21 protein-coding genes are annotated in these 22,515 nt (G+C 73.2%); 13 read left to right on the top strand and 8 right to left on the bottom strand.

Annotated features, from left to right (window positions below):
* The first annotated feature begins 145 nt into the window (after positions 1-145).
* From CD790_RS21545 to CD790_RS21555, 3 genes are read left to right on the top strand one after another with little or no spacing between them, the layout of a single operon-like run.
* Positions 146-973 (top strand): FAD binding domain-containing protein, encoded by an 828-nt coding sequence (locus tag CD790_RS21545; RefSeq protein WP_144384945.1) that lies wholly within the window; start codon positions 146-148, stop codon positions 971-973.
* The gene (locus CD790_RS21550) at positions 970-3,687 is read left to right on the top strand and encodes a molybdopterin-dependent oxidoreductase (protein ID WP_144384946.1); all 2,718 of its coding nucleotides are present in this window, start codon (positions 970-972) and stop codon (positions 3,685-3,687) included. Before CD790_RS21545 ends, CD790_RS21550 begins: the two co-directional genes overlap by 4 nt.
* A 60-nt stretch (positions 3,688-3,747) precedes the next feature.
* Positions 3,748-4,872, top strand: a complete 1,125-nt coding sequence (locus CD790_RS21555) for an XdhC family protein (RefSeq protein WP_144384947.1) — start codon at positions 3,748-3,750, stop codon at positions 4,870-4,872.
* Positions 4,873-4,881: 9 nt separating this feature from the next.
* Here CD790_RS21555 and CD790_RS21560 read toward each other — a convergent pair whose 3' ends face one another.
* Positions 4,882-7,326, bottom strand: coding sequence for an AfsR/SARP family transcriptional regulator (locus CD790_RS21560; RefSeq protein ID WP_144384948.1), 2,445 nt, complete (start codon positions 7,324-7,326; stop codon positions 4,882-4,884).
* 22 nt (positions 7,327-7,348) lie between these two features.
* On the opposite strand from CD790_RS21560, the gene CD790_RS34760 reads away from it, so the two are divergent.
* The 5 genes from CD790_RS34760 (at position 7,349) to CD790_RS21580 (ending at position 11,118) form a co-directional block, all read left to right on the top strand.
* Positions 7,349-7,516, top strand: a complete 168-nt coding sequence (locus CD790_RS34760; RefSeq protein WP_186319162.1) for a hypothetical protein — start codon at positions 7,349-7,351, stop codon at positions 7,514-7,516.
* 134 nt (positions 7,517-7,650) lie between these two features.
* Entirely contained in the window at positions 7,651-8,199 is a 549-nt protein-coding gene (locus tag CD790_RS21565) for a MauE/DoxX family redox-associated membrane protein (protein WP_186319163.1), read from the top strand.
* Between the two features lie 17 nt (positions 8,200-8,216).
* Positions 8,217-8,759 (top strand): TlpA disulfide reductase family protein, encoded by a 543-nt coding sequence (locus CD790_RS21570; RefSeq protein ID WP_144384950.1) that lies wholly within the window; start codon positions 8,217-8,219, stop codon positions 8,757-8,759.
* A complete protein-coding gene (locus tag CD790_RS21575; RefSeq protein ID WP_144384951.1) occupies positions 8,756-10,651 on the top strand; it encodes an ABC transporter ATP-binding protein in 1,896 nt (631 codons plus the stop codon). Before CD790_RS21570 ends, CD790_RS21575 begins: the two co-directional genes overlap by 4 nt.
* Positions 10,651-11,118: a S26 family signal peptidase gene (locus tag CD790_RS21580; RefSeq protein ID WP_144384952.1), complete on the top strand. Its 468-nt coding sequence runs from the start codon at positions 10,651-10,653 to the stop codon at positions 11,116-11,118. The genes CD790_RS21575 and CD790_RS21580 overlap by 1 nt, the downstream gene beginning before the upstream one ends.
* A gap of 150 nt (positions 11,119-11,268) precedes the next feature.
* Here CD790_RS21580 and CD790_RS21585 read toward each other — a convergent pair whose 3' ends face one another.
* Positions 11,269-12,258, bottom strand: coding sequence for a zinc-binding alcohol dehydrogenase family protein (locus CD790_RS21585; RefSeq protein ID WP_144385081.1), 990 nt, complete (start codon positions 12,256-12,258; stop codon positions 11,269-11,271).
* Positions 12,259-12,610: 352 nt separating this feature from the next.
* Positions 12,611-13,351: an SDR family NAD(P)-dependent oxidoreductase gene (locus tag CD790_RS21590; protein ID WP_260867778.1), complete on the bottom strand. Its 741-nt coding sequence runs from the start codon at positions 13,349-13,351 to the stop codon at positions 12,611-12,613.
* 186 nt (positions 13,352-13,537) lie between these two features.
* On the opposite strand from CD790_RS21590, the gene CD790_RS21595 reads away from it, so the two are divergent.
* Complete coding sequence (locus tag CD790_RS21595; RefSeq protein WP_144384954.1) at positions 13,538-13,963, top strand: VOC family protein; 426 nt, start codon at positions 13,538-13,540, stop codon at positions 13,961-13,963.
* Here the strand turns inward: CD790_RS21595 and CD790_RS21600 are convergent.
* From CD790_RS21600 to CD790_RS21615, 4 genes are all read right to left on the bottom strand, one after another.
* Positions 13,951-14,754 (bottom strand): hypothetical protein, encoded by an 804-nt coding sequence (locus CD790_RS21600; protein ID WP_144384955.1) that lies wholly within the window; start codon positions 14,752-14,754, stop codon positions 13,951-13,953. The genes CD790_RS21595 and CD790_RS21600 overlap by 13 nt on opposite strands.
* Before the next feature lie 7 nt (positions 14,755-14,761).
* On the bottom strand, positions 14,762-15,367 hold the full coding sequence (locus CD790_RS21605; protein ID WP_260867759.1) for an RNA polymerase sigma factor: 606 nt from the start codon (positions 15,365-15,367) through the stop codon (positions 14,762-14,764).
* A complete protein-coding gene (locus CD790_RS21610) occupies positions 15,364-15,624 on the bottom strand; it encodes a hypothetical protein (RefSeq protein ID WP_144384956.1) in 261 nt (86 codons plus the stop codon). Before CD790_RS21610 ends, CD790_RS21605 begins: the two co-directional genes overlap by 4 nt.
* A gap of 217 nt (positions 15,625-15,841) precedes the next feature.
* Positions 15,842-16,078 (bottom strand): hypothetical protein, encoded by a 237-nt coding sequence (locus tag CD790_RS21615; protein ID WP_144384957.1) that lies wholly within the window; start codon positions 16,076-16,078, stop codon positions 15,842-15,844.
* 69 nt (positions 16,079-16,147) lie between these two features.
* On the opposite strand from CD790_RS21615, the gene CD790_RS21620 reads away from it, so the two are divergent.
* The 4 genes from CD790_RS21620 to CD790_RS21635 all read left to right on the top strand — a co-directional run bounded on the left by CD790_RS21620 (position 16,148) and on the right by CD790_RS21635 (position 21,271).
* On the top strand, positions 16,148-16,972 hold the full coding sequence (locus CD790_RS21620; RefSeq protein WP_144384958.1) for a hypothetical protein: 825 nt from the start codon (positions 16,148-16,150) through the stop codon (positions 16,970-16,972).
* Positions 16,969-17,739, top strand: a complete 771-nt coding sequence (gene cseB, locus CD790_RS21625; protein ID WP_144384959.1) for a two-component system response regulator CseB — start codon at positions 16,969-16,971, stop codon at positions 17,737-17,739. The genes CD790_RS21620 and cseB overlap by 4 nt, the downstream gene beginning before the upstream one ends.
* A gap of 2 nt (positions 17,740-17,741) precedes the next feature.
* A complete protein-coding gene (locus CD790_RS21630) occupies positions 17,742-19,067 on the top strand; it encodes a HAMP domain-containing sensor histidine kinase (protein WP_144384960.1) in 1,326 nt (441 codons plus the stop codon).
* Positions 19,068-19,159: 92 nt separating this feature from the next.
* Complete coding sequence (locus CD790_RS21635) at positions 19,160-21,271, top strand: transglycosylase domain-containing protein (RefSeq protein ID WP_260867760.1); 2,112 nt, start codon at positions 19,160-19,162, stop codon at positions 21,269-21,271.
* Positions 21,272-21,273: 2 nt separating this feature from the next.
* Here CD790_RS21635 and CD790_RS21640 read toward each other — a convergent pair whose 3' ends face one another.
* Positions 21,274-22,512: a cation diffusion facilitator family transporter gene (locus tag CD790_RS21640; RefSeq protein WP_260867761.1), complete on the bottom strand. Its 1,239-nt coding sequence runs from the start codon at positions 22,510-22,512 to the stop codon at positions 21,274-21,276.
* Positions 22,513-22,515: the final 3 nt, after the last annotated feature.

Raw genomic sequence — 22,515 nt, forward strand, 5'->3', positions numbered from 1 at the left:
CTCCTCGCGCCGCGTCGACATGTGATGGGTGCGTCGAGCCGAATGTCCACGAGCGGACTCCGAACGCGAGCGGCGCCACGTGCTGGTCGATCGAGTGCGGTAGGCGGTCGTCGCACGATGATCGTCGTGAGGGAGATCGTTTCCCATGGACCTCAACACCATCACCGAAGTCGTCCGGCGGCCGTCCGCTCAGCCAGGCGCGGAGTGGCGTGAGGGCGACGCCTGGCTCGCGGGCGGAACGTGGCTGTTCTCCGTGGAGCAGCCCGATCTGCGCCGTCTGATCGACCTGACGGCGCTGCGTTGGGATCCCCTCGTTCCCAGCGACACGGGCCTGGAGATCGCGGCGACGTGCACCATCCGCGACCTGTACGCCTTCGCTCCGCGAGACGACTGGGTCGCGGGCACCCTTCTCGCGACGAGTTGCGAGGCGTTCCTGTCCTCGTTCAAGGTCTGGAACTCGGCGACCGTCGGCGGAAACATCTGTATGTCCCTGCCCGCCGGTCCCATGATCACGCTGACGGTCGCGCTGGAGGCACGGTACGAGTTGGTGGCTCCCGACGGGTCCGCGCGCACCGTCGACGCCCTCGACTTCGTGACCGGCGACCGTCAGAACATCCTCTCGCCCGGGGAGATCCTGCGGCGCGTCGACATTCCGGCGTACGCCCTGCGGAAACGCACCGCGCACCGTCGTTTCTCGCTGACCCGACTCGGTCGTTCGACGGTTTTCCTCATCGGCACCCAGACGCCGGGAACGAGCGACCTGCTGCTCACCGTCACCGCCGGCACCAGCCGCCCGGTGCGGATGGCCTTCGACACCATGCCCGACGCCCGGACGCTGCAGCAGAGCATCGACGTCATTCCCGCCGACACCTGGTTCGCCGATCCCAACGGGACCCCCGACCACCGTCGCCATCTGACGAAGCACTTCGCCGAGGAGATTCGTCGCGAACTCATGGCCGGGAGCCCGACATGACGTACCGCGTGAACGGCAGGAGCTTCGACGAGGAACCGGACCCCGGACAGTGCCTGCGCACCTTCCTTCGCTCCCTCGGCCACTACGGCGTCAAGAAGGGGTGCGACGCGGGCGACTGCGGCGCCTGCACCGTGTGGTTGGACGGCAGTCCGGTGCACAGCTGCATCACCCCCGCGTTCCGTGCGGACGGTCGTGAGGTGACGACGATCGAGGGGCTCGGTTCGCCCGGCAACCTGCATCCGATGCAGCGGCAGTTCCGTGACGCCCCGGGGTTCCAGTGCGGTTTCTGCACCGCTGGAATGATCATGACGTCGGCGACGTTCACCGCGGCGCAGAAGAAGGACCTGCCGCGGGCGTTGAAGGGCAACCTCTGCCGCTGCACCGGCTATCGGGGGATCGAGGACGCCGTGAAGGGCGTCACCGGGGTCGAGCCGGCCGCGCCGGGAAAGGCCGTCGGGACGAGCGTCGGCGCTCCGGCGGCCAACGACGTGGTCACCGGTCGCGCCGAGTTCACGATGGACACCCGTATCGAAGGGATGCTGCACCTCAAGGTGGTGCACTCACCCCACGCGCACGCCCGGATCGTCTCGATCGACAAGACCGCCGCGCTCGCGGTCCCCGGCGTGCGTCGCGTCTACACCTGGGAAGACGTGCCCCGCAGGCGTTTCACCACGGCGATCCACACCGATCACCTCGTCGATCCCGACGACACCTTCATCCTCGACGACACGGTCCGCTTCGTCGGCCAACGCGTCGCCGCGGTGCTGGCCGACACGGTGGGGGCGGCGGAGGAGGGCTGCCGAAGACTCGCTGTCGAATACGAGGTCATGCCGGCCGTGTTCGACCCCGAAGAGGCGATGGCCGAGGGGGCGCCACAGATCCACGGCTCGCACGACCCCTTCGTACGCGACCCCGTCCGCAACATCCTGATCGAGATCCACGCGCGCATCGGCGACGTCGACGCGGGGTTCGCCGAAGCCGACGTGGTCCACGAGGGCACATACTTCTCGCCGCGCGTACAACACGCGCATCTCGAGACCCATGGCTCGATCGCCTGGATGGAGAACGGTCGCCTCAACGTCCGCACCAGTTCGCAGTCGCCGTCGATCGCGAAGGTCAAACTCTCCTATCTGTTCGCGCTGCGCCCGGACCAGCTCCGCGTGTTCTGCGCACGCGTCGGCGGCGGCTTCGGCGGCAAACAGGAGGTGATCTCGGAGGATCTGGTCGCGCTCGCCACCCTGGACACCGGGCGCCCCGTCTGCTTCGAGTACACCCGCGAGGAGGAGTTCACGACCGCTTCGCCACGGCATCCGATGGCGTTGACGGTCAAGCTCGGCGCGAAGGCGGACGGGACGCTCACGGCGCTCCAGGTCCGCAATGTGTCGAACACGGGCGCCTACGGCAACCACGGCGGCGAAACGCTGTACGCGGGCGGCGCCGCCGTCATGATCTACCGCTGTCCCAACAAGAGGTACGACGGGTACTCCGTCTACACGAACACCGTTCCGAGCGGGGCGCTGCGCGGCTACGGGATGACCCAACCGGCGTTCGCCGTGGAATCGGCGATGGACGAGCTGGCGCGCGCCGTGCACATCGATCCGCTCGAACTGCGCCGACGCAACATCGTGCGGCCGGGCGATCCGCTGGTCGCCATGGAGGAGGGCCCCGACGACGTGATGTTCACCGAGCCCGGGCTGGCGCGGTGCATCGATCTCGTGGAGGGGGCCATGGCCGGTACGCCCGGTGAGCCGTCCCCCGGCCCCGGGTGGCTCGTCGGGACCGGCTTCGCGAGTTCCCTGCACGAGACCGCGCCCCCGACGGAACACCTCTCCGAGGCATGGGTGACGCTCGGCGACGACCTCGTCTACGAGGTGGCCGTCGGAACGGCCGAGTTCGGTGAGGGGACGTCGACCGCGCATGTGCAGATCGCGGCGAACCAGCTGGGCACGACTCCGTCGCGGATCCGCCTGGTGCAGTCCGACACCGACCGCACGGGATTCGACACCGGCGCCTTCGCGAGCGCGGGGCTCTTCGTGGCGGGCAACGCGGTGCTTCGGGCGGCCAATGCCGTGCGCGACCGCATCCTGGAGTTCGCCGCCGCGCACACGGGTGTGCATCTCGTGATGTGCTCCCTGGACGACGAGGGCGTCGTCTGCGGCGACCAGCGCGTGTCGTTGGCGGAGCTCGTCGCGCTGGCCCGAGCGCGCGGCATACGGTTCACCGCCGCCCGCAAGGCCTACGGATCGCCGCGAAGCGTCACCTTCAACACGCACGGGTTCCGCGTCGCCGTCCATCCGGTGACGGGTGAGATCCGCGTCCTGTACAGCGTCCACGCGACCGACGCCGGTGTCATCGTCAACCCCGCACAGGTCCGGGGCCAGGTGGAGGGCGGTGTGGCCCAGGGTCTCGGCTTCGCGCTGACCGAGAACTACCAGGTCGACGCGGACGGTGCCATGGTCAACCCGAACCTCCGCAACTACCGCATCCCCACCTGTGCCGATGTCCCCCGCACCGATGTGCTCGCGGTGGACTCGGCGGACTCCTACGGGCCCTTGCGGTCCAAGGGAATGGCGGAGTGCTGTATCAACCCGGTGGCCCCCGCGTTGGCGAACGCGCTCCATGACGCGACCGGGGTCCGCTACCGCGCGCTGCCCCTGACTCCGGAACGGATCTACCGCCGGCTCACCGAGCGCCAGTCGGCGGCGCGGCGCTGAGCGCCCTCCCTGGCCACCGGGTGTGGCGCCGGGCCGTGGCAGACCCGTGAGGAGGCCGAGATGCTGGAGATCGCCGGCGAGTTGCACCGGTGGCTCGGGCAGAGGCGGGACTTCGCCGTCGCCACCGTGGTGGCGGTCGGCGGCAGCGCGCCCCGCCAGCCCGGCGCGACGCTCGCCGTCGACGGCGAGGGCTCGGCTGTCGGGTCGGTCTCCGGGGGATGCGTGGAGGGCGCCGTGTACGAGCTGTGCCGGCGGACGCTCAAGCACGGCGCGGGGTGCGTCGAGCGCTTCGGGTGCGCCGACGAGGACGCCTTCGCCCCCGGCCTGACCTGCGGCGGGGTCGTCGACATCCTGCTCACCCCGGTCAGCGCGGGCTCTCCCGTCCGGGAGGTCCTCGCGGCCGCTGTCGCCGCCGTCATGCGGGGGGACGCGGTGGCGGTCGCGCGGATCGCCGAGGGGCCGGCCGAGCTGATGGGCCGCGCGCTGGTCGTCCGCCGGGACGGCTTGTACCAAGGCGGCCTGGGCGGGCCCGCGGAGGTGGATCGCGCCGTGGCGGACGCGGCCCGCGCCCTGTTGGACGCCGGCCGCACCGGCACCGTCGAGATCGGCGCGGACGTGTCCCGTAGCGGGCGGCCGCTGACGGTGTTCGTCGAGTCGAGCCTGCCCGCCCCCCGGATGATCGCCTTCGGTGCCGTCGACTTCGCCTCCGCGCTGGCGCGGGTGGGAAAGTTCCTCGGCTACCACGTGACCGTGTGCGACGCCCGCCCGGTCTTCGCGACACGGCTCCGCCTCCCGGCGGCGGACGAGATCGTCGTCCAGTGGCCGCACACCTACCTCGCGTCGACGGATGTCGACGGCCGCACCGTGCTGTGCGTCCTCACCCATGACGCCAAGTTCGACGTGCCCCTGCTGGAGCTGGCGCTGAGGCTTCCCGTCGCGTACGTCGGCGCCATGGGCTCCCGGCGCACCCACGAGGACCGCGACCGACGGCTGCGCGAGGTCGGCGTCACCGAGCGGGAACTCGCCCGGCTGCACTCGCCGATCGGCCTCGACCTCGGCGCCCGTACCCCCGAGGAGACGGCCCTGTCGATCGCGGCGGAGATCGTCGCCCACCGGCGCGGCGGCGGCGGTGCCTCGCTGACCGGCGCGCGCACCCCGATCCACCACGACGCACCGCTGGTGTGAGGACGGCGTTCACCAGGGGCTCCGGCCGGTTCCGGGCCACGGCGGCGGTCGGTGTGCCGGCGTGCGAGGCGTGGCCGCCCTGGCGGGCGCCGGGGGGCAGAGGCTGAGCGAGGCGGCGGCCGCGGAGGGGACCGCCGTCACGGTGTGGCGGGCGTCCCAGGTCTGCCCGCGGGAGTGGAGCACGTCCATCGCCCAGGACAGCTGCCGGGCCACGATGTCCCAGCCCCGTTCCACGGCCGTGTGCTGGGCCGCGAGCAGGCAGCGGCGTTCGGTGTGGAACCAGGCCAGCGCCTCGGACGCGGTGTCCGGCGGGGTCGGTTCACCGCCGGCGGCCGGCCGGGGCACGGTGGCATGGGAGTGCCGCGGATCCAGCAGCCGGGCGCCGGTGGACGCGGTCTGCGCGTAGAAGTCCACCAGGCGACGCAGGGCGGCCGCGCACTCCCACTCCGGATGGTCGTCGGCGCGCTCGGCGGCGTAGAGGCGGACGAGACCGTGCAGGGTGTAGCGGCCGGGGTGGTACTGCCGGATCAGATGCATGTCCTCCAGCTCGCGCAGGAACAGCCGGGCCCGCGTGGCGGGCAGCCCGAAGAGCCCGGCCGCCGCGGACAGGCTGATGTCCGGGCCGGGCACCAGCCCCAGCAGGGTGAACAGCCAGGCCGTCTCGGGTTTGAGCGAGCGCAACGAGCCGGCCAGCACGGTCCTGATGCTGGCGCACGCCTCCCCCGCGTCCAGGGCGTCGAGCCGGGTCGCGTGGTTGCGCAGCTCCCGGGCCAGTCCGGTCAGGGGCCGGGCGGGATGGGCCGCCGCGCGGGCCGCGACGATGCCCAGGGCGAGCGGTGAGCCCCCGCAGTGGCTGAGGAGTTCGCCCGCCGTGCCGGGCTCGGCGTACAGGCGCTCCTGTCCGAGGTGGCGGGCGAGCAGGGCGTGGGCCTCCGCCTCGCCGAGGGGGTCGAGGACCAGGGGGAGCGCGCCGTGCGTGGTGACCAGACCGCCCAGCTGGTGGCGGCTGGTGATCAGCACCATGCAGCTGGACCCGCCCGGGAGCAACGGCAGGACCTGCTCCGTGTCGCGGGCGCTGTCGAGCACCACGAGCATCCGCTTGCCGGCGGTGAGGCTGCGGTACAGCGCCGCCTGGGCCTCCAGACCGGCGGGGACCGCGTCCGGCTCGACGCCCAGCGCGTCGAGGAAGCCGCGCAGGGCGCTCTCCGGCGAGGTGGGTTCGGCGTCGCTGTCGAAGCCCCGGAGGTCGACGTAGAGCTGGCCGTCCGGGAACCGGTCCGTGTGCCGGTGCGCCCAGTGCAGCGCCAGCCAGGTCTTGCCGATGCCGCCGGATCCGGCGATCACCGAGATCACCACGGCGTCGCCGAGTGCGGCCAGGCCCTGGGTCAGCACGGCCAACTCCCCACACCGCCCGGTGAACAGCCGTGGCGTCAGGGGCAGTTGGCGGGGCACGGCGGGGTGGGCGCGGCGCGGCGCCGGGCGGTGCTCGACCGAGGGGCCGATCCCGGGCTCGGGGCCGCCGCCCGCGGTGGTGGCGGTGAGCAGGCGCTGGTGGAGCTGTTGGAGTTCGGCCCCGGGCTCGGTGCCGAGCCGGTCGATCAGCTCCCGGCGGCCGTCCTGGAACGCCTGGAGGGCTTCGGGGATCCGGCCGCCGCGGTAGAGCGCGAGCATGAGCAGGCCGAGCAGCTCCTCGCGCAGCGGGTGCTGCCGCACCAGGGCCGTCAGGTCGGAGATCACCGCGGTGTGGCGCTGGAGTCGGATGAGGGCCCGGGCGTGCTGTGCGACGGCGACCAGGTGGCGCTCCGTGAGCCGTTCGGACTCGGCGCGCAGCAGCGGTCCGGTCGCCAGCCCCTCCAGCGGTTCGCCGCGCCAGAGGTCGAGCGCTCGTCGGAGCAGCTCCGCCGCGCGTTCCGGCTCACCCTGGCGCAGGGCCTCTTCCCCGTCGGCCGCAAAGCGGTTGAATTGTTGAAAGTCGAGTTCCGCTGGGTCCGTGCGCAACAGATAGCCGTCGGCCCGGGTGACAAGGCGGCCCGCCTCGGCCTCTCCGAAGCTCTTTCGCAACCCCGATACATAAGTACGAAGATTGGTTCTGGGGCTCGCGGGTTCCGTGTCCCATACCGCCTTGGCCAAATAGTGCGGTGTCACTGTCTCATTCGCGCGCAGGACCAAAGCGGCCAGTACAGCGCGCTGCCGCGGCCCGCCCAGGGCGAGCATGCCGCCGCCCCCACTGACGCGTAACGGGCCCAGAACGTGAAACTCCATGCGATCCCCCGGCCTCCCCCCGGCCTGCCGGCATCGAAAGCAACCCGGCTGTTTTTCGCAAAATAATACAGCCGAAATCTCGCCGTGATCATTGTGGGCGGCTTCTGGGCGGCTCTGGGCGGCTTCTGGGCGGGAGGCGTCGCAAGCTGAACTCGACTCCGCGGCAGCACTTCCGCGGGGCCGACCCACCATTCGATCAGTGAGGAGTCAGAGCATGTACAAGAAGCTCCAGGCGGTCGCGGACCGCATGATCAGCTCGCTCGTGCCCAAGGTCGACGCCGCGGCGTGCTCGCCCGGGTGCTACGTCGCGGGCCACTGCCCGGTCTCCCGGTGCAAGAACGGCTGCACCATCTACTCGGACTGCGGGGTCCGCTGTTACTGAGCACCGTCGATCGCGGCGTCGGCTGACGACCTGTTGACGGTCTGTTGACGGCGGGGAGGGGGCTTCCGGCGCCCTCCCCGCCGATCCCGGCACCGCCGCGGCGATCACCACCCGGGAGGTGTCTGGTGAGTTACATGGGAATCGGTATCCGGTGCCTGATCGGGACGGTCTTCCTGGTCTCCTCGTTCAGCAAGGTCGCCGGGCGCGGCGCGTTCGCCGCCTTCACGACGTCGATACGCGACATGGGCCTGCTGCCGCGCGCGCTGGTGCGGCCCGCGGCCTGGGCGGTGGTGATCGCCGAGTTCGCCGTGTGGGCGCTGCTGGCGGTGCCGGCGCCGGCCCCCGCCGCCGTCGGTTTCGTGATCGCCCTGGGCCTGCTGGTGGCCTTCGCGATCGGCATCACGGCGGTGGTACGGCGCGGGGTCCGCGCGCCCTGCCGGTGCTTCGGCGCGTCCGCGACCCCCCTGGGCCCCCGGCACGTCGTACGGAACGTCCTCCTCGCGGTGGCCTCGGCGCTCGGCGCCGTGGCGGTGTTCTCCACCGGCGCGCTCCAGGTGGCCGGAGTGGCGGTCGCGGTGCCGTGCGGTCTCCTGCTCGGCGGTCTGACCGTCGCGCTGGACGATCTGTTCGTCTTGTTCCAACCGGTTCGTACAGCCCCGGCGGCTGCTCGCGGACTCCGTTGAGTACTGAAGGAGTTGTCATGCCATTTCTGATCGCGGCCGTCATCCTCGTGGGCGTGCTCTGCGTGCTGGACCTCATCCTGACGCTCGGCGTGGTCAGGCGGCTGCGGGAGCACACCGAACTGCTGGCCAACGCCAAGAGCGGCCTCCCGGCGGGCATCGCGGTGGGTGAGGAGATCGGCGACTTCACCGCCTCCACCCTGGACGGCGAGACGCTGCGCCGCGCCGACCTGGACGGCGAGACCGTGGTGGCCTTCTTCTCCCCGACCTGCCAGCCGTGCCGGCGGAAGATGCCCAAGTTCGTGGAGTTCGCCAAGGCGATGCCCGGCGGCCGTGACCGGGTGCTGGCAGCCGTGATCGGTGAGCCCGACGAGGCCGCGGAGTTCGCCGCCCAGCTGGGCCCGGTGGCGCGTGTGGTCGTGGAGGGCGACGACAGCGGCCTGGTGGAGGCGTTCCGCACCTCGGCGTTCCCGACGCTGCTGCGGGTGTCCCCGGACGAGGCCGGCCGGCTCGTGGTCAAGGCGACCGATGTGAGGCTGGACCGGCCCGCGCTCGTGGCATGAGGACGGGGGACGACCGGCCGGACGCCGTGGAGGGCCGGGAACCCGCGGGGCCGGGCATGGCCCGACGGCTGGGCGTCGTCTGGGCGCTCGCCGCGCGGGCCGCCCCCGGCACGCTCGCACTGTACGGCGCGCTCACCCTCGCCACCGGCGCCCTGCCGGTGGCGACGGCCTGGCTCACCAAGCTGGTGCTGGACGGTCTGGTGGGCGACGCCTCGGCCGGGGAGCTGATGTGGCTCGCCCTCGGCCTGGCCGCCGCCGGCACCGTCAGCAGGGTGGCGCCCCAGCTCGCCCAGTACCTACGGGCCCAGTTGGAGCGCGCGGTCGCCCTGCGGGCCCAGGACCGGCTGTTCGCGGTGGTGGAGACCTTCGCGGGACTGCGCCGGTTCGAGAACCCCAGCTTCCTCGACCGGCTCCGCTTCGCGCAGGAGGCCGGCCGGAGCGCCATCCCCCAGGCCGTCGACGGCGCGCTCGGCGTCGTCGGCTCCTCGATCACCATCGTCGGCTTCGTCGGCTCCCTGTACCTGCTCAGCCCGGTGATGACGGCCGTCGTCCTGCTCTCGGGCGTGCTGGCGGTGCTCGTGGAGGTCGCGCTGTCGCGGCGGAAGGCCCGGCTGCTGTGGCAGGTCCAGGGCGCCGAGCGGCGGGAGTTCTTCTACAGCGACCTGCTGGCCGATGTGCGCGCGGCCAAGGAGGTCCGACTGTTCGGCATCGGGGCGTTCCTCCGCGGCAGGATGCTGACCGAGCGGCGCAGGACCAACGCCGTGAAGCGGGCCATCGACCGCCGGGAGCTCTGCGCCCACCTGGCCCTCGGCGCGCTGGCGGCGGCCGTCTCCGGCGGCGGGCTGCTGTGGGCGGTCTCGGCGGCCCGCGCGGGCACGCTCTCCGTCGGCGACGTCACCGTGTTCGTCGCCGCCGCGGTGGGGGTGCAGGCCGCGCTCGCCATGCTGGCCGAGGACGTCGCCGGCGCCCACCAGGCGCTGGAGATGTTCGGCCACTTCGCCGCCGTCACCACGGCGGGACCGGATCTGCCGACTCCGTCCGCGCCGCGCCCGCTGCCTCCGCTGCGCCGCGGGCTCGAACTGCGAAACGTCTGGTTCCGGTACTCCGATGACCACCCGTGGGTGCTGCGCGGGGTCGACCTGCGTATCCCGCACGGCTCGTCGGTCGCGCTGGTCGGCCTGAACGGCGCCGGGAAGTCCACCCTGGTGAAACTGGTCTGTCGGTTCTACGACCCCACCGAGGGACAGATCCTCTGGGACGGCGTGGACATCCGCGAGGTCGACCCGGTGGAACTGCGGCGGCGGATCGGCGCGGTGTTCCAGGACTACATGCACTACGACATGACGGCCGCGGAGTGTGTGGGCCTCGGCGACCTGGAGGCCATGGACGACCGGCCCCGCATCGAGGCCGCGGCGCGGAAGGCCGGCATCCACCGGAAGCTGTCCGAACTGCCGCGCGGCTACGACACCATGCTGTCCCGCGTGTTCTTCATGGACTCCGAGAAGGACGATCCGGACACGGGGGTGGTGCTCTCCGGCGGACAGCTGCAACGCCTCGCCCTGGCCCGTGCCTTCCTCCGCGACCGGCGCGACCTGATGATCCTCGACGAGCCGGCCGCCGGGCTGGACGCCGAGGCCGAGCACGAGATCCACACCTCGCTGCGGCGCCATCGGGAGGGCCGGACCAGTCTGCTCATCTCGCACCGGCTGGGGGCCGTGCGGGACGCCGACCTCATCGTGGTGCTCGGCGAGGGCCGCGTGGCGGAGCGGGGAACCCACGCCGCGCTGATGGCCGCGGACCAGGGCTACGCCCGGCTGTTCCGGCTGCAGGCGTCCGGCTACCAGACGCTGTCGGCGGAACGGGACGAGCCGATCTTCACAGGAGGAAGCTGATGACCACCCGGATCGGCTGGTGGGCCGCCGCGCTGGTACCCGCCGTCGGCCTCGCGACCGCCGCGGCGCTGGGCCGCCGTCTGGTCGTGGTCACCGTGTGCGGGGCGAGCATGGAGCCGACGTACCGCAGCGGTGAGAGGGTGCTGGCGCGGCGCGGCCGCACGCCGGCGGTGGGGGACGTCGTCGTGGTCGAGACGGCGGCCTCCGACACCCCGCTGGCGCCCGGCGCGGGGGCCGGCGCGATGACCGCGCGGAACTGGATCATCAAGCGGGTCGCGGCCGTGCCGGGCGACCCGGTCCCCCGCGACCGCTTCCCCGCCCTGGCCGACGTGCCGGAGGACCGGGTCCCCCCGGGCCGGCTGGTCCTCCTCGGCGACAACCCCGAGCGCAGCCAGGACTCCCGCCGGCTGGGGTACTTCCCGGTGGAACGCGTCCTGGGGTCGGTGGTGCGGCGCCTGCCGGGCTGAACGGTCCCCCACTCGCGACGGCCCCCGGGCGAATACGAGCCACCTCGCCTACCGGGAGATCATCACCCGCCCCTACCGGTTCGAACCGGGGGCGTGGCAATGAGCCCGGCACGTGCCCTCACACAGTGGCGGAGAAGCGGGCGGCGCGGCTCATCCCGTCAGCTCCAGGACGGCGACGCCCTGGACGCGGTCGGCCGCGAGATCGGCGAGGGCCTCGTCGGCACGGTCGAAGGAGTACGGGACGACCGAGACCCGCAGCGGATGCGCCTCGACGGCGGCGAGGAAGTCCCGTCCGTCGACACGCGTGTTGGCGGTGACGCTGCGCAGGGTGCGTTCCCGGAACAGGTGCCGGTCGTAGTGGAGCGGGGGGATGTCGGAGAGGTGGATGCCGGCGACGCTCAGGGTGCCGCCGGCGTCGAGGGCCGCCAGGGCCGGGGGGACCAGTTCGCCGGCGGGGGCGAACAGGATCGCGGCGTCGAGGGGCTCCGGAGGCGGGTCGGCCGCGCCGCCGACGGAGGCCGCGCCCAGCTCCAGGGCGAGGGTACGCGCGGCCGCCGAGCGGGTCATGACGTGGACGGTCGCGCCCTGGGCGATGGCCAGTTGCGCGGTGAGGTGGGCGGAGGCGCCGAAGCCGTAGATGCCGAGGCGGCCGCCGGGTGGCAGCTCGGCGCGGCGCAGCGCGCGGTAGCCGATGATGCCGGCGCACAGCAGCGGGGCGAGCTCCGCGTCGGGGGACGCCGCGGGCAGCGGGTAGGCGTAGTCGGCGGGCACGGTGGCGTACTCGGCGTAGCCGCCGTCCGCGTCCCAGCCGGTGTACGTCGAGGACGGGCAGAGGTTCTCCTGGCCGCGGACGCAGGAGCGGCAGCTGCCGCAGGTCCGGCGCAGCCAGGGGATGCCCACCCGGCTGCCGAGCGGCGGGCCGGCGGCGGCCGCGCCCGTCGCGACCACCTCGCCCACGGCCTCGTGGCCGGGGACGACCGGGCTACGGTGCGGGGGCAGATCGCCGTCGCGGACGTGCAGGTCGGTGCGGCAGACGCCGCAGGCGCGGACCCGTACCAGCAGCTCGTCCGGGGCGGGCTCCGGAACGGGCAGTTCCACCGGGTCCAGCCGGCCGGGGGCCCGCACCTGCCAGGCCCTCATCGTCGTGGGGATCACGCGCGCCCCTTCCCTCGGCGGGGTGTGTGGGTCGACGTGGCCAACGTAACGGCGCGGCGGTGCCCGCGTCGGGAGCGGCCATCCCGTGTCGCCGCCGGCGCGGCGACGGGCGGAAGCGGACCCAGCGAGCGGCGCGGGCTCCACGAGCGGCACGCGGCTCACGCGGGCTCCGCGTGCGTGTGCGCCGTGCGCGTCGCACGATGGAGGGGCGAGCCCGCCCGGCGACGGGGCCCGGTGAGGGATCGACGGTCGGACAGCCTCCGCGCGCGGCGGTGTCACGGCCCGTCGACGCGGGCCGTGACACCGGGGCGCGCCACGGGTGTGCGCGGACGGGCCGTCAGACGGTGAAGCCGCCGTCGACGGCGATCGCCGCGCCGGTGATGTACGTCCCGCCGTCGCCCGCCAGGTGGACGACGGTCGCGGCGATCTCGTCCGGGGCGGCGTAGCGGCCGAGGGCGGTGAAGCCGCTGATGGTGGCGGCGTTCGGGCCGTGCGCCGGGTTGGCGTCGGTGTCGGTCGCGCCCGGGTGGACCACGTTGGCGGTGATCCCGCGCGGGCCCAGTTCGCGGGCGAGGCCCTTGGTCATGCCGATGAGGGCGGTCTTGGTGAGCCCGTACAGCGTGAGGCCGGGGAACACCGTCCGCTCGGCGACGTTGCTGCCGATGCTGATGATCCGTCCGCCGTCGGTCATGTGGCGCGCGGCCGCGCGGGAGGCCAGGTACGGCGCGCGGACGTTCACCGCGACCGTGCGGTCGAACTCCTCCGCGCCGAGCTCCTCCACCGGCCCGACGGGGAAGACGCCGGCGTTGTTGACCAGGATGTCGATCCGACCGAGGGTGGCGACGGTCTCGTCCACGGCGGCGGTGACCGCCGCGACATCGCCGCTGTCGGCGTGGATCGCCAGGCCGCGACGGCCGACGGCCTTGACGGCGTCGACCACGTCGGCGGCGGAGTCGGCGCCCTGCTGGTACGTCAGCGCCACATCGGCGCCCGCGGCGGCCAGCCGGCGGGCCACGGCCGCGCCGATGCCCCGGCCGCCGCCGGTGACCAGGGCGACCCTGCCGTGCAGGGCGGGCACTCCGCCCGTCTGGGTGCCGCCCTCGAAGGTGCTCGGCGTGGTGGTGTCAGGGGTGTGTGCGATCTCGTTCATGAGACCAGCCTGTCCCGCCGCGGACGAGGAGTCTGGCGGGAATCGGCCCTTGTGTTCGATCATGGTCGCGGTTGGGATCCGTTCTCGTTTCCGCACGTCAGGAGAGAAGTCACCATGCGCGTCATAGCCTTTGACCACCTCGTGCTCAATGTCGCCGACGTCGAGCGCTCGCTCGCCTTCTACACCGGACCGCTCGGCCTGGAGCCGGTACGGGTGGAGGAGTGGCGGGCGGGCGAGGTCCCCTTCCCGTCGGTGCGGGTGAGCCCGACGACGATCATCGACCTGATCACCCCGGGGCCGGACGCCCCGCGGGGCTCCAACGTCGATCACATCTGTCTCGTCGTGGAGCCCCTGGACTGGCAGGACGTCATCGCCTCGGGGGTGTTCACCGTCGTGGACGGCCCCGGCAAGCGCTTCGGCGCGCGCGGCACCGCCGAGTCCCTGTACGTCACCGACCCGGACGGGAACACCGTCGAGCTGCGCTGGTACCCGGAGGACGCCGCGGCGGCCGGCGGCGCCGGGGAGGCTCAGGACGACTGATCGGCGAGCTCCTCCAGCCGGTGCGCCAGCCGGGGGTCGGGCTGCGGGATCGCCCCGTAGTCCGCGTCGGTGTCGATGTCCAGCCGCTCCACCGCCTCTCTCAGCGACGCCTCGCTGGGCCCGCCCGGCGGCGGCCCCGAGATGTCGTAGCGGATGCCGATGCCCGCCGCCGGGTCGGAGTCCGGGGCCGGGCCCGGGGGGCCGGGGTGTCGTTCCGGCCCCGGCTCCGGCGACCGCACCGGCCGGGGCTCCGCGTCCAACTCGGCGACCTGGCAGGCCCAGTGCTCGGCGTCGCGCAGTTCGCCGCGCCGCATGTGCAGCAGGTACAGGCAGTAGGCGGAGGTCGAGGAGCCCGCGCCGGCGGCGAACTGCCACCAGAACTGGGCCGCGTCCTCGTAGTCGGCCAGGTAGAGCACGCAGGCGAAGACGAGCGCGCCCTCCGGGTCGATCCGCCGGGAGTTGTCCAGTCGGGCCATGTGTCGGGAGGCGTCCGCGTCCCGGATGACGAGGGTGGACAGCACCCGCAGATCGCGGGCGGCCTGGTCGTGCAGCGACGGCGGCCACACCGGCGCCGGCCGGACCGGGCCGGTCGCCGGGCAGTCCCGGACGGTGTCGGCGCAGGCGGTCGCCGCCGGGGGCGGGTCGCCCATGCCGCCGGTGTCCCGCCACGCGGTGCGGCCCAGGTCGTGCTCGATGCGACGGCGGGCGCCCTCGAGGTCGAAGTCGTCGTACTCGTCCTCGAGGGCCCGGGCCGACGCCAGGGCTTCCGCAAGGCTTCTGCTGGAAGGCATCGGGCCCTCACTCCTCATCGTCGTCGGCGCCGAGGTCGGCGGCCAGTTCCGCGGTCAGGCCCAGCTCGCCGGCCAACTTGCGCTTGGCGAAGCGCAGCTGCGAGCGGACGGTGGCCGGGGTGACGCCCATGATGTGCGCCGCGCGGTCCGTCGGATAGTCGAGGACGAACCGCAGCACCATCGCGTCGAACTGGCGCTCCGGCAGTCTGCTGATGGCCGCGTAGAGCCCCAACGCGCTCTCCAGCTCGGCGAACTGGTCGCGCACGGACTCCAGGGCGGCACGCGTCGCGCGGGAGAACGCGGCGCTCTCCACTATCGCCACGTCGCGCCCCTGGCGCAGCAGTTCCTTGGCCACGCGCTCCTTGAGCAGGGCCCAGGCGTACGCCTCGTGGTTGGCGTCCGCCATCATCTGCGGCCAGATGACGGCGAGCCGCATGAAGGTGGCGTGGACCAGCTCGCCCGCCATCCGGCGGTCGCCGAGCTGGAGGTGGGCGTACTCCAGGTACGGGCGGTGGTACAGCTGGTGGAAGGCCCAGAAGGCCGCGGGCAGGGTCACGGGCAGTTCGCGCACCGTTCGCGTCGGCGGGTCCTGCGGGGTTCGGTCCACGCTCATCGGGCCCCCTCGTTCTCCGGCGCACACAGCGTCGACGGGCCGGTGGCGACCGCCTGCGCGCCCGGCGGCGGGTCGACCGACCGCTGGCGGGCCGGCTGTCGGCGGGCCGGCTCCTGGTGGCGCTCGACCAGGGACGCGGCTCCGATCCGCACGCCCGCGCCGAGCACGCGGCCCAGCAGTATCCGGGCGTCCGCGGCGAACACGCGCGCCGCGGTGATCAGCGACACGGCCAACGCGCTGGTGGCGACATCAATCACGGTGGATGGTCCTTCGCATCCGCGGGACGGCGCGCGTGTTGCCAATTCACGCGCGCCGGAGAGCGTCCTCGCTCTCAGGACCAGCAAACCGGTCCGGGGTGGGCAAACGTGCAAGCCTCATCCGTAAAATCTTTACGCAAAGCAACCATTAGGTTACTCATACGTACGATGAATGACGCCGCGCGACCCGGCGCGCGGGAGTCGGCGCCGTGAGGAACTACGCCTCACCGGGGTGCCAGCGCGGCCACTCCCACGGATGGTCGGCCCAGTGCACCTTCCGGTCATCGTGGGGATCCAACCCGGGGAAGTGCTGCCTGAGCCGGGGCTCGAACTCCTCCGGACCCAGCGGCTCGGTGTGCTCCGCCCTCCCCAGGAAGTGCACCACCCGGTAGCGGGAGTCGGCGCTGAGCTCGGCAACCTCCACCAGGTACGGCGACTGTTGCTGCGTGGTCATGGCTCCAGTATGGGACGGGCCGGAAGCGCCCGCGAGCCGCTGATGGCACACCAGTACGCTGGTGGCCCTATGCGCCTCCTCCGTCCCATCCGGCACCGTCGGCACCGCCGGCACCGCCGGCACCGGATCGCCCGCCCCGCGCTCGCCGCCTGCGGTGCCGCCGTGGCCGCGGCCGTCGGGCTGGCGGGCTGCGTCGCGCAGACCGGGACCCGGGACGAGGGGCGGGCCCCCCGCCTCACGCCGCCGACCAGCGCCTCCCCGCTGTGGCCGGAGTACACCCCGCCCGTGGCCCCGACCGCGCCGCCGCTCCGGCCCAACATGCCGGTCAAGGGCGTCTCCGTGCCCGCGGGCGGGCTCCGGAAGGTGTCCGCGACGGAGCTGCTGCTCCACGACCCCAACATGCCGGAACTGGTGCATCAGGCGATCAAGCCCTGCCCCGGGAAGCTGTGCCCACTGCGGAAGCCCGTCTACCGCGACCTGACCGGCGACGGCGGGGAGGAGCTGGTGGTCGCGGCGGACGGTCCTACCGTGCAGCTGGACCTGCTGGTGGTCTACCGGGCCGCGGGCCGGACGATCCGGCCGGTGCTGATCTACTTCAGCTTCGGTCGGGAGGGGCTCAACGGCGAGACGTACGGCCGGGATCTGGTCATCCGAGCGACCGGCGCGGAGGGCATGGTCACCACCCGCTACCGGTGGAACGGCGAGGTCATGGCCCCCGTCACGCCGCAGGACGCGACCTGGGAGCCGGGCCGGACGCCGGCCGCGTCGTCGAGCGGAGCGCCGCCGACCGACACGGGCCCCACGGCGGACCGGGGGTCGGGCGAGGGGTCGGGCCCCGGCACGAGCCCGGTCCCGGGGACGGACACGAGGACGGATACGAGGACCACTCCATGACGACCGCGCACATCCCGCCCGGCACCACGACCGGCTCCGCGACCGAGGCGCGGCTGCTCCTCGTCGAGGACGACGAGGTGATCCGCAACACGGTCCGCATGGCGCTGGAGCGGTACGGCTTCACCGTCTACACCGCGGCCGACGGCCTCACCGGACTGGAGGTCTTCCGCGAGCAGCGGCCCGATCTGCTGCTGCTCGACGTGATGCTCCCCGAACTGGACGGCATCGGGCTGTGCCGCCGGGTGCGCGAGCTGAGTCTCGCCCCGATCCTGATGCTGTCGGCGCGCGGCGACTCGCTCGACGTCATCGCCGGCCTGGAGGCCGGCGCGGACGACTATGTGGTCAAGCCGTGCGAGAGCGCGGTGATCGTGGCCCGGATCCGCTCCCTGCTACGCCGCGCGTCCTTCGCCCCCGTCGGGCCCGACACGGGCGGCGGGCCGGCCGCGGCACCGGGCGCCGAGGCGGCCCAGGACGTCGAGCCGGAGCTGCTGTGTTTCGGCGATCTGACCATCGACCCGCGGGGCATGGAGGTGCGGCGGGCCGGGGAGCCGCTCGCGCTCACCCCGACCGAGCTGCGCATGCTGCTCGAGTTCGCCGCCTCGCCCGGCGTGGTGCTGGAGCGCCGCACCCTGCTCAGCCGGGTGTGGGACCACGCCTGGCAGGGCGACACCCGGGTGGTCGACCTCCATGTGCAGCGGCTGCGGGCCAAGATAGGCGCCGAACGGATCGAGACGGTCCGCGGCTTCGGCTACAAGCTGCGGCGCTGACCATGGCACTGCGCTCCCTGAAGTGGCGCATCACCGCCCTGGTGGCCGCCGCGACCTGCGCCGTCGCGGCCGCCGTCGGGGTGCTGGTGCACTACGCCTCGCGCGACCGCGAGCTGTCGCAGGCGCGGGACGCCGCCCGCACCACGCTCGACCGGGCCGCCGTCATCTACGCCCACACCGGTGAGGTACGCGGCTCCGGCGCCGCCCTCGACGCCCCGGACCTGCCCGCCGAGTTGCTGCGGCTGACCCGCCGGGGGCACCAGGGCACCGCGTTCACCACCGGCCCGGACGGGCCGGCGATGTGGGCCGCGCGGCCCGCCGGACGTCAGGTGCTGTCGGTGCGCGTCGATATGAACACGACCATCCGCGACCTCGGCGCGCTGGACACCAACATCCTGCTGGCCGGGCTGTTCACCACCGCGGTGGTGCTGCCGCTGGGCATGCTCACCGCGGGCCGGATGAGCCGCCGGCTGCGGACCGCCGCCGGCACCGCGCGCCGGATCGCCGCCGGCGACCTGGACGCCCGGATCTCCGCCGCCGACCGCCCGCAGGACGAGATCGCGGAGATCTCCCGCGCGGTGGACTCGATGGCGGCCGCGCTCCAGGAGCGGCTGCGCAGCGAGCAGCGCTTCACCGCCGATGTGGCCCATGAGCTGCGGACGCCGCTGATGGGCCTGGTCACCGCCGCGGAGCTGCTGCCGCCGGACGACGAGGCCGCCGGATATGTGCGGGACCGGGTCCGGGTGCTGCGCTCCCTGGTCGAGGACCTGTTGGAGATCTCCCGGTTGGACGCCGGGGCCGAGCACGCCGACCTGTCCCGGTGCGCGATCGGGCCGCTGGTGGAGGAGGCGGTGTCCCGTACGGCGCTGCCGGTGCGGCTGGACGGCGGGTCGGAGACGGAGGCGACGGTGTGGACCGACCCGCGCCGGCTGGAGCGCATCGTCGCCAACCTGGTCGTCAACGCGCATCGGCACGGCCGGGGTCCGGTGGAGGTGACGGTGGAGCCGGACGGCCGCACCGTGACCGTGCGCGACCACGGCCCCGGCTATCCGGAGGACCTGCTCAGGGACGGTCCGCAGCGGTTCCGCACCGGCGCCCGCGAGCGCGGCAAGGGCCATGGGCTGGGGCTGACCATCGCCCTCGGCCAGGCCGAGGTGATCGGTGCGGCGCTGGCCTTCGGCAACGCCCCGGACGGCGGCGCGGTCGCCACCGTACGACTGCCCGACTGCCCGGGACCGACCGTCGAGGAGGACGCCGACGGACGGCCGGAGGACGCGCCGAAGCCCGGATCGAAGCCGGGCCCGAAGCGGGCGTCGATACACGGCTGATACATCCCCGAGGGGAAGTCGAGTCGTCACCGAGGCCCGGCCGACGCCGAGCGGTGCGGTTCTGAAGATCTTCCCCGCGCAGCATGGCCCGCATGCGGATGAGGCGGATGCGGGTGGCCGCGGTGGTGCGGCGGTGGGACGGTGCCGCGGCGGCGGGCAGGGCCCTGGCGAGGGCCGGAAGGGCGGTCACGGCCGGGAGGTCCACGGCTGCCGAGAAGCCGGCCACGGCCGCCGAGTCGGCCACCACCGCGTCGGACCCGGCGACCGGGGAGCCGGCGACGACGGGGGCGTCCACGACGTCCGGACCGCCGGAGACGGCCGAGAGCTCCGCGAGCACCACGGTGCTCCCGCGGGCCGGGAAGCAGGCGGTGGCCGGAAGGCCGGACGGGCAGCGGCCGTCACGGCGCCGGAGGTCCGCGTCGAGACGGCCCCTGTCGCGACGGCGGAGCTCGAAGCGGCCGAAGAAGACCGGCTTCCGCCGCTTCTTCACCTGGCGGAAGCTGCTCGCCTACTTCTTCGGCTTCTGGGCGCTGCTGCTCGCGGCCTTCGCGGTCCTGTACTTCTCCATCGACATCCCCAAGGCCAACGCCCTGGCCAAGGCGCAGAGCAACGTCTACCTCTACAGCGACGGCACCGTGGCCGCCCGCACCGGCGAGATCAACCGGGAGAGCGTCGACCTCAGCCGGGTGCCCAAGGTGGTGCAGCGCGCGTTCGTCGCCGCCGAGAACAAGTCCTTCTACCAGGACCGGGGCGTCGACCCGGTGGGTGTGGCGCGCGGCCTGCTCAACACCGTGACCGGCAAGGGCACCCAGGGCGGCTCGACCATCACCCAGCAGTATGTGAAGAACTACTACCTGAGTCAGGACCAGACCGTCACCCGCAAGGTGAAGGAGCTGGTCATCGCGCTCAAGGTGGATCAGCGCAACTCCAAGGACGACATCCTCGCCGGCTATCTGAACACCAGTTACTTCGGCCGCAACGCGTACGGCATCCAGGCCGCGGCCCGCGCCTACTACGGCAAGGAGGTGGAGAAGCTCACCGTGTCGGAGGGCGCCTACCTCGCGGCGCTGGTGCAGGCCCCCAGCCAGTACGACTGGGCCATCGCCGGCCCGGTCTCCCGCAAGCTGGTGAAGCAGCGCTGGAACTACGTCCTGAACAACATGGTCGAGGTGGGCTGGCTGGACCCGGGCGAGCGGCGGCGGCAGCGCTTCGCCGTGCCGCGCGCCCCCAAGCCCACCCCCGGCCTCGACGGCCAGGCCGGCTATCTGGTCGACGCGGCACGCCGCGAGCTGATCGCCTCCGGCGTCAGCGAACAGGACCTGGCGGCGGGCGGCTGGACCATCACCCTCAGCATCGACCCGGCGAAGCAGCGGGCCCTGGAGAAGGCGATCACCGACCGGGCGAAGAGCCCCGCCACCCAGGCGGGGGCGGTCTCGGTGGACCCGCGCACCGGCAAGGTGGTGGCGTTCTACGGCGGTCGCGACTACACCAGGCACTACATCAACAACGCCACCCGCACCGACTACCAGGTGGGATCCGCCTTCGAACCCCTGGTGCTGGCCGCCTCGCTGGAACACGGCGACGGCACGGAGGACGTGCCCCCGGGGAGGATCAAGCAGACCGCGGCGGACCTGGGCATGGACTCCAAGGCGCCCGGCTTCGACGCCGAGCGCTCCACCGAGCTCGGTCTGATGGCCAGCAGCCCGCTGGAGCTGGCCGGGGTGTACGCCACCCTCGACAACCACGGCCGGAAGATCACGCCCTCGGTGGTGGCGTCGGCCCAGCGCGGGCACGAGCGGGCCGAGCTGCCGGACCCGGTCGGCGACCACGTCATCTCCCGCGGCACGGCCGACGCGGTGACCGTCGCGCTCGCGGCCGACGCGGTCAAGGGCAACGGCGTCCCCGCCTCCGTGCGGAACGTGCCGCAGGCCGTGGCGGGCGCCGCGGGCCGGTCCGACGACCGCAAGGCGGCGTGGTTCGTCGGCTACACGCCGGAACTGGTCACCGCGGTCGGGCTGTTCGGCGAGGACCCGAAGACCCAGAAGCAGGTCCGCCTCCAGGGCGCCGGCGGGCCCGGCGACAGCAGCCACGCCCAGATCTGGAGCGCCTACACCCAGGAGGCGCTGCGCGGTTCGCGACCGGTGCGCTTCGACCTCGAGGACGGGGTGCCCGTCGAGTGGGCGGTCCCCAGCCCGACGGGCTGACGCTAACCCACGGGGCCCGTCCGATGGTGGGCGAGCAGGGCGTGCGGGTCGGGATCCGTGGCGGGTGAGGCCGCGTGGTCGATGTGGACGGTGGCGGCGCGCAGCCGGGGCACCGCGTGGATGACGGCGTGTTCCGCCTGGACGGCCAGGCGGTGCGCGGCCACCACGGTCAGCTCGGGACCGACGACGATGTCCGCCTCGGCCCGCAGTGCGTGGCCGATCCAGCGCATCCGGACCTGCCCCACGTCCCGCACGCCGGTCACCGAGCGCAGCGCCCGCTCGGCGGCGTCGACCAGGCCCGGGTCGACGGCGTCCATCAGCCGGTGGAAGACCTCACGGGCGGCGTCGCGCAGCACGGCGAGGATGGCGGCGCAGATCAGCAGTCCGACGATCGGGTCGGCCGCCGGCCAGCCGAGCGCCGAGCCGGCGGCGCCGAGCAGCACGGCGAGGGAGGTGAAGCCGTCGGTGCGGGCGTGCAGCCCGTCGGCGACGAGCGCGGCGGAGCCGATGCGACGGCCGGTGCGGATGCGATAGCGGGCCACCCACTCGTTGCCCGCGAAGCCGACCAGCGCCGCCCCGGCCACCGCCCCCACATGGCTGACCTCGCGCGGATCCAGCAGCCGCTGGACGGCCGTCCAGCCGGCGAAGGCGGCCGAGGCCGCGATGGTCAGCAGGATGACGACCCCGGCCAGGTCCTCGGCACGCCCGTAGCCGTAGGTGTAGCGGCGGTTGGCGGCGCGACGGCCGAGGACGAAGGCGATGCCGAGCGGTACGGCGGTGAGCGCGTCGGCGGCGTTGTGCACGGTGTCGCCGAGCAGCGCCACCGAGCCGGACACCGCCACGATCAGCGCCTGGACCACGGTGGTGGCGCCCAGCACCGCCAGCGATATCCAGAGCGTGCGCATGCCCTCGGCCGAGGACTCCAGCGCGGCGTCGACCTTGTCGGCGGCCTCGTGCGAGTGCGGCCGCGCCAGGTGCCGAAGCCGGTGCCACCGGCCGGACGCAGCGCCGTGGTCGTGGTCGTGGTCGTGGTCGTGGTCGTGGTCGTGAGTGTGATGGCGGTCGTGGCCGTGGTCGTGACGACGATCGTGACCGGGGTCGTGGCCATCGCCGTGACGCGGGTGATCAGGGTGGTCGGGGTGATCGGGGTGATCGGGGTGGTCCGGGTGATCGGGATGGTCGTCGCCGTGGCCGATCATCCGGCCCGGTATGTCCTCGTGAGCGTGCCCGCTGCCCTCCATGTC

The sequence above is a fragment of the Streptomyces sp. SAJ15 genome (genome assembly GCF_007595705.1).
Classification (GTDB): Bacteria; Actinomycetota; Actinomycetes; order Streptomycetales; family Streptomycetaceae; genus Streptomyces.

Bases quoted from the DNA above. Each gene is read 5' to 3' on its own strand.
- CD790_RS21575 (WP_144384951.1), top strand. From the start codon at position 8,756: ATGAGGACGGGGGACGACCGGCCGGACGCCGTGGAGGGCCGGGAACCC.
- CD790_RS21640 (WP_260867761.1), bottom strand. From the start codon at position 22,512: ATGGAGGGCAGCGGGCACGCTCACGAGGACATACCGGGCCGGATGATC.
- CD790_RS21560 (WP_144384948.1), bottom strand. From the start codon at position 7,326: ATGGTGGGTCGGCCCCGCGGAAGTGCTGCCGCGGAGTCGAGTTCAGCT.
- CD790_RS21585 (WP_144385081.1), bottom strand. From the start codon at position 12,258: ATGAGGGCCTGGCAGGTGCGGGCCCCCGGCCGGCTGGACCCGGTGGAA.
- CD790_RS21615 (WP_144384957.1), bottom strand. From the start codon at position 16,078: ATGACCACGCAGCAACAGTCGCCGTACCTGGTGGAGGTTGCCGAGCTC.
- CD790_RS21545 (WP_144384945.1), top strand. From the start codon at position 146: ATGGACCTCAACACCATCACCGAAGTCGTCCGGCGGCCGTCCGCTCAG.
- CD790_RS21605 (WP_260867759.1), bottom strand. From the start codon at position 15,367: ATGAGCGTGGACCGAACCCCGCAGGACCCGCCGACGCGAACGGTGCGC.
- CD790_RS21635 (WP_260867760.1), top strand. From the start codon at position 19,160: ATGCGGATGAGGCGGATGCGGGTGGCCGCGGTGGTGCGGCGGTGGGAC.
- CD790_RS21600 (WP_144384955.1), bottom strand. From the start codon at position 14,754: ATGCCTTCCAGCAGAAGCCTTGCGGAAGCCCTGGCGTCGGCCCGGGCC.
- CD790_RS21580 (WP_144384952.1), top strand. From the start codon at position 10,651: ATGACCACCCGGATCGGCTGGTGGGCCGCCGCGCTGGTACCCGCCGTC.
- CD790_RS21555 (WP_144384947.1), top strand. From the start codon at position 3,748: ATGCTGGAGATCGCCGGCGAGTTGCACCGGTGGCTCGGGCAGAGGCGG.
- CD790_RS21550 (WP_144384946.1), top strand. From the start codon at position 970: ATGACGTACCGCGTGAACGGCAGGAGCTTCGACGAGGAACCGGACCCC.
- CD790_RS21565 (WP_186319163.1), top strand. From the start codon at position 7,651: ATGGGAATCGGTATCCGGTGCCTGATCGGGACGGTCTTCCTGGTCTCC.
- CD790_RS21570 (WP_144384950.1), top strand. From the start codon at position 8,217: ATGCCATTTCTGATCGCGGCCGTCATCCTCGTGGGCGTGCTCTGCGTG.
- CD790_RS21595 (WP_144384954.1), top strand. From the start codon at position 13,538: ATGCGCGTCATAGCCTTTGACCACCTCGTGCTCAATGTCGCCGACGTC.
- cseB (WP_144384959.1), top strand. From the start codon at position 16,969: ATGACGACCGCGCACATCCCGCCCGGCACCACGACCGGCTCCGCGACC.
- CD790_RS21620 (WP_144384958.1), top strand. From the start codon at position 16,148: ATGCGCCTCCTCCGTCCCATCCGGCACCGTCGGCACCGCCGGCACCGC.
- CD790_RS34760 (WP_186319162.1), top strand. From the start codon at position 7,349: ATGTACAAGAAGCTCCAGGCGGTCGCGGACCGCATGATCAGCTCGCTC.
- CD790_RS21630 (WP_144384960.1), top strand. From the start codon at position 17,742: ATGGCACTGCGCTCCCTGAAGTGGCGCATCACCGCCCTGGTGGCCGCC.